Origin of the sequence: Sandarakinorhabdus sp., assembly GCF_040398645.1 — a bacterium.
GTDB lineage: Bacteria > Pseudomonadota > Alphaproteobacteria > Sphingomonadales > Sphingomonadaceae > Sandarakinorhabdus.
In genome coordinates, this window is sequence record NZ_JBBATR010000080.1 from 1 (window position 1) to 4,571 (window position 4,571).

General features: G+C 64.7%; 6 protein-coding genes. 3 read left to right on the plus strand and 3 right to left on the minus strand.

The window, feature by feature from the left end:
• The 3 genes from ABWP50_RS12605 to ABWP50_RS12615 all read right to left on the minus strand — a co-directional run.
• Positions 1-302: sulfotransferase-like domain-containing protein (locus ABWP50_RS12605; protein WP_502951063.1), on the minus strand; the 302-nt coding region annotated here is incomplete at its 3' end.
• Between the two features lie 65 nt (positions 303-367).
• Positions 368-1,288, minus strand: coding sequence for an aminotransferase class IV (locus ABWP50_RS12610; protein WP_353218337.1), 921 nt, complete (start codon positions 1,286-1,288; stop codon positions 368-370).
• 44 nt (positions 1,289-1,332) lie between these two features.
• On the minus strand, positions 1,333-1,578 hold the full coding sequence (locus ABWP50_RS12615) for a DUF1192 family protein (RefSeq protein ID WP_353218338.1): 246 nt from the start codon (positions 1,576-1,578) through the stop codon (positions 1,333-1,335).
• Between ABWP50_RS12615 and ABWP50_RS12620 the strand changes: the two genes are divergently transcribed.
• The 3 genes from ABWP50_RS12620 to ABWP50_RS12630 form a co-directional block, all read left to right on the plus strand.
• A complete protein-coding gene (locus ABWP50_RS12620) occupies positions 1,577-2,575 on the plus strand; it encodes an NAD(P)H-quinone oxidoreductase (protein ID WP_353218339.1) in 999 nt (332 codons plus the stop codon). The two genes, ABWP50_RS12615 and ABWP50_RS12620, sit on opposite strands and share 2 nt — an antisense overlap.
• Before the next feature lie 181 nt (positions 2,576-2,756).
• Positions 2,757-3,440 (plus strand): cell cycle transcriptional regulator TrcR, encoded by a 684-nt coding sequence (locus ABWP50_RS12625; protein WP_353218340.1) that lies wholly within the window; start codon positions 2,757-2,759, stop codon positions 3,438-3,440.
• An 85-nt stretch (positions 3,441-3,525) separates the two neighbouring features.
• A partial coding sequence (locus ABWP50_RS12630) for an alkaline phosphatase D family protein (RefSeq protein ID WP_353218341.1) occupies positions 3,526-4,571 on the plus strand: 1,046 nt, incomplete at its 3' end.

Consider the following 4,571-nt stretch of genomic DNA (forward strand, 5'->3'; position numbering starts at 1 on the left):
CGCTTTTGGGCATAGGAGGCGATCACCCGCTCCGGCGCACGGATCAGGAAGGCGTGTTTGAAGCCCCGCAGATCGCCGAGCTGCACCGGCCCGGTCATGTGGTGCACCATATGCTTTTGATACCAGACCGGCTGCGCACACGGGCCGGACAGGGCGGCGGTGACGCTGTGCCAGTCACAGTCCATATCGGCGATCACCTCGGCCGCCATCGGATGATCGTCGCCCGTGTGTTTCAGGTAAGCGCCATAATAGGGCTCATCGCTCACATGGCAGTCCGCCCGCGCGCCAAAGCTGCGCATCATTGCCGTCGACAGGTTGCGCGGCCCCGACCACATGGCAATTCGAAGGGGTTGGGCAATGCGCAGCGTCACCGCGCCGCCACATCCGCTTCGATCAGCGCGCGGTACAGGCCCTGCAAGCGTTCCACCATCGGCCCGCGTGCGTCGGTCAGCTTGCGGCCATCGATGCTGGTGACGGGCACGACGCCGGCAAAGGTGCCGGTCACAAAGGCTTCGCTGGCCGAATAGACGTCGGTCAGCGAGAAATTGCGCTGGAACACGGGGATGCCATTGTCCTCGCACAGCGCAATCACATTGCCGCGCGTGATGCCGGCCAGGCAATAATCGCCGCTGCTGGTCCACACCTCCTCCACCCCGCGGCGGTTCTTCTTGACGATGAAGAAGTGGGTGGAGTTGCACGTCGCCACAAAGCCGTGCGGATCGAGCATCAGCGCTTCATCGGCGCCGGCCTGCGTCGCCTGGATGCAGGCGGTGATGCAATTCAGCTTCGAATGGCTGTTCAGCTTCGGGTCCTGCACGTCCGGATAGCCGCGCCGCACATGGACGGTGGCCAGCCTGATGCCGCGTTCGATGGTGGCCGGCAGCGGGTCCTTGTACTCCGCGATGATGACGATGGTGGCCGGCGACACCACGACGCGCGGATCCTGATAGGGGGTGGAACGCAGGCCGCGCGTCACCATCAGGCGGATGTGGCAGGCGGTCATCGCATTGGCTGCGATGGTGGCATGGAGCCGCTGCGCAAGTTCGGCGCGGGTGATGCCGATGTCCATGTAAATGGCCTTCGCACCCTCCCACAGCCGATCGAGATGCTGATCGAGAAAGGCGATGCGGCCGGCGTGAACGCGCAGGCCCTCCCAGACGCCGTCCCCCAGCATGAAGCCGCTGTCGAACACGCTCACCATCGCTTCGGCGCGGCGCATGAGCTGGCCATTGACGTTGATCAGGATCGTTTCGTTGCGCGTGTCGGCAACGAAATCATGGGTGCCCAAGGATGTTATGGGCGATGTTTGCGGCGCTGTTTGCAGTGGGGTGCTCATTTCTTGAACAGCCCGTCGGCAGCGGCGCGGAAACTGGCGGCGCCGGCGCGCTTGGCCCTGGTGCGCGCCAGTTCGGTTTCCAGCCCGGCGATGCGGTCGTCCAGATCGGCGATGGACAGGCGGTCAAGGTCCTCGCGGGCGAGATCGGCCAGCAGGTCGCTCTTTTTCTTGGGCAGATCGGCTTCGTCGAACATGATGTAACGGTTGACCGGGCGATGCCGGCTGTCAATATCCATCGCCATGATCATCCCCGCCACCATGACTGCCATCGATCCCGCTGCCCCCGGTGGCCCGGAGGTGCTGATACCCGTGACCCGCCCGGTGCCGCAGCCCGGCCCTGACGAGGTGCTCGTCAAGGTGGCGGCGGCCGGGGTGAACCGGCCCGATGTGTTGCAGCGGTTGGGCCTGTATCCGATGCCGCCCGGCACGCCGACGATCATGGGGCTGGAAATCGCCGGCACGGTGGTTGCTGCTGGCGAAGAGGTGACGCGCTGGCGGATCGGCGACGCGGTGTGCGCGCTGGTGGCGGGCGGCGGCTATGCCGAGTATTGCGCGGCGCCGGCCGGCCAGTGTCTGCCGGTGCCCGCAGGCATGCGCATGGCCGATGCCGCCGGCCTGCCCGAAACCTGGTTCACCGTATGGTCCAACGTGATGGACCGCGGCCACGCCAAGCCGGGGGACACGATCCTGATCCATGGCGGCACCAGCGGCATCGGCATCACTGCGCTGCAACTGGCCATCGAAATCGGACTGACCGCGGTTGTCACCTGCGGTAGCGATGAAAAATGCGCCGCCGCCCGGCTGCACGGCGCCCGCCATGCCATCAACTACCGCACGCAGGATTTTGCCGCCGAAACCATGGCGTTTACCGGCGGGCGCGGCGTCAACATCGTGCTCGATATGGTTGGCGGCGATTATGTGCCGAAAAATCTGGCCTGCCTGGCCGATGAAGGCCGCCATGTCTCCATCGCGCTGCAACGCGGCGCCAGTGCCGAGATCAACCTGGGGGTGGTGATGCGAGGGCGCCTGAGCCTGACCGGATCGATGCTGCGCCCGCGCCCGGTCGCGTTCAAGACAGCCATTGCCGAAACACTGGAAGGCACGATCTGGCCGGCGTTTGAAGATGGCCGCCTCAATCCGGTGACCGACAGTATTTTTCCGCTGGCGCAGGCCGCTGCCGCCCATGCCCGCATGGAATCGGGCGCCCATATCGGGAAGATCGTGCTGCAGGTGAGCTGACGGTCACGGAGGGCCACCGCGCTGTCACCGTGGGCCACTCATTGGTGCATAAACGGTCACCCCGCGTCACTGCGCTTGCACCGTTCGCAGCCGTCCACTACAACCATATCGTCCAGCCGTCCCTTCCGGGGCGGCTGTTTGATTTTGACCGACGCACATTTGCCCAAAAAGGAGCACGCCCATGGCCGCGCCCACCCTGCCGTTGATGCCTCATGCCACTGCCGCCTGGCTGGTGGACAACAGCGCGCTAACCTTTTCACAAATTGCGGAATTTTGCGGCCTGCACATCCTGGAGGTGCAGGCGATTGCCGACGATACCGCCGCCACCAAGCTGAAGGGCCGCGATCCGCTGCGGGCGGGCGAACTCACCCGCGAAGAGCTGACCCGCGGTGAGGCCGATGGCGATCATGTCGTGAAAATCTCGCGCATGCCCGAACAGGCGCGGCGCACCTCCGGCCCGCGCTACACCCCGGTGTCGAAGCGGCAGGACAAGCCGGATGGCATCTTGTGGATCATCAAGAACCACCCCGAAATCACCGATGGCCAGATTTCCAAGCTGATCGGCACCACCAAGAACACGATTTCGGATATCCGCAGCAAGGCGCACTGGAATTATGCCAATTTGCAGCCGCGTGATCCGGTCACGCTGGGCCTGACCAGCCAGCGCGAGATGGACGCACTGGTCGCCGCGGCTGCCAAGAAGGCCGGCATCGATCTGAGCGTCGATCCCGAAAAGGTCGCGGCGGACCGCGCAGCGATCATCAACCAGCTGCAGGCCGAGCGCCATGCCGCTGCCAACGCCCCTGAGCCATCGCAAGTGCCCGGCACGGCGCTGGAGCAAGGCGAGGCGCTGTTCCGCCGCTGATGTTGTAATCGCCCCGTAACATGCGTGCGCATTGGTGCAGGCATGCCGGTGTTATTGCCGAGGCAGATGCGGCGGGTGAGCGAACATGCAGGATTTTGATCGGCGCAAATTGCTTGCCGGCTTCGGCCTAGGCGGCCTTGCCGCCGCTGGTTTGCTGCCAGCGGAATTGGCCCGTGCCGGCTCGTTGACCACCGGCGCTGGCCAGCTGAATGTGCCGATTGCGCCGCTGCTCGATCCCGATCGCAAGCTGGTGCGCATCGGCCTTGGGTCATGCTTCAACCAAAATCGCACCGGTGCCTTGCTGGACACCGCGCTGCGCACCCAGCCCGATCTGTTTCTGTTCATGGGCGACAATGTCTATGGCGACACCAACAGCCGCGATCTCGACGAGTTGATTGGCGCCTATGCAGCGGCGCTGGCCCGGCCGGATTATCGCCGCTTTCGCAGTGCCATGCCGATGGCGGCGGTGTGGGATGACCATGATTACGGCTTGAACGACGCCGGCGCGTCCTATGCCTGGAAAGCCGCGACACGCCCGCTGTTTTTCGATTTCTGGAATGTGCCAGCCGATTCGCCGCGTCGCCGCACTGGCGGCATCTATGACAGCTTCATCACCGGGCCGCGCGGCGCGCGGGTGCAGATCATCCTGCTCGACACGCGCAGCTTCCGCAGCGATTGGACGCGCAGCCCACAGCGCGGCACGCCGGGGCAGGAAGCCTATATCGCCAATCCCGATCCCAGCCTGACCATCCTGGGCGAAACCCAATGGCAGTGGCTGGAAGCGCAACTGGCACAGCCTGCTGATCTGCGAATCATTGTTACGTCTTATCAGATGCTTGCTGATGGCCATGGCTATGAATGCTGGCTGCTGTTCCCCCACGAGCGCGCGCGTTTCCATGCGATGGTGGCGCGCACCCGGGCCAATGGCATCGTGCTGGTGTCGGGTGATCGCCACCGTGCCGGCATCTACCGCGAAACCGCCGGCACCGCCTATCCGGTGATCGAGATCACGGCATCGGCCTTCAACATGGGCAGCAACGGTGAACACCGCGAAGAAGCCGGGCCAAACCGGCTGGGGCCAAGCTTTTCGGCCAACAATGTCGGGCTGATCACGCTGGATTGGCAGCGCGG

What these genes read in the sequence shown, in the direction of transcription:
- ABWP50_RS12620 (WP_353218339.1), top strand. Translation starts at nt 1,577, where the DNA reads ATGATCATCCCCGCCACCATGACTGCCATCGATCCCGCTGCCCCCGGT.
- ABWP50_RS12625 (WP_353218340.1), top strand. Translation starts at nt 2,757, where the DNA reads ATGGCCGCGCCCACCCTGCCGTTGATGCCTCATGCCACTGCCGCCTGG.
- ABWP50_RS12615 (WP_353218338.1), bottom strand. Translation starts at nt 1,578, where the DNA reads ATGGCGATGGATATTGACAGCCGGCATCGCCCGGTCAACCGTTACATC.